The 365-nt window shown below is 39.5% G+C and carries 1 protein-coding gene; it reads right to left on the bottom strand.

Annotated features, from left to right (window positions below; genetic code table 11):
- The coding region (locus tag JUI58_RS18935) for an IS200/IS605 family accessory protein TnpB-related protein (RefSeq protein ID WP_204105371.1) at positions 1-365 on the bottom strand (365 nt) is incomplete at both ends.

Raw genomic sequence — 365 nt, 5'->3', positions numbered from 1 at the left:
CAATACCAATATCTCGCGCCAATATTATAACTCGCGTTTAAATCTGAATGGTATTGCTTTCCCGTACTAAAACGACAAAGAGAATAATTACTTTTTCCCCTCTTGACTTTCCCACTGCCATCAAAAGCATAGGCACTGGTATATTTGGGATTGATAAAAACCACCTTACCTCCCAATTCTCTCCATCTTTCTTGGGTCAACTCAACGATTTTTCGATGACACCAAAGATGGAATTTTTGTTTGTGCAAAGTCCCTTTTCTTCCCGCTTTTGCTTTCCATCCCGCTAAGTTCTCAAAGACGATAATTTTGACATTATGCGCTTTGGCAAACTCAACAATTCCCCGCATGACTTTACGAGATATTTC

This window comes from Spirulina sp. CCY15215 (genome assembly GCF_016888125.1).
Taxonomy (GTDB): Bacteria; Cyanobacteriota; Cyanobacteriia; order Cyanobacteriales; family Spirulinaceae; genus CCY15215.
The sequence above is the reverse complement of the archived record's forward strand: the minus strand, read 5'-3'. Positions and strand labels throughout refer to the sequence as shown.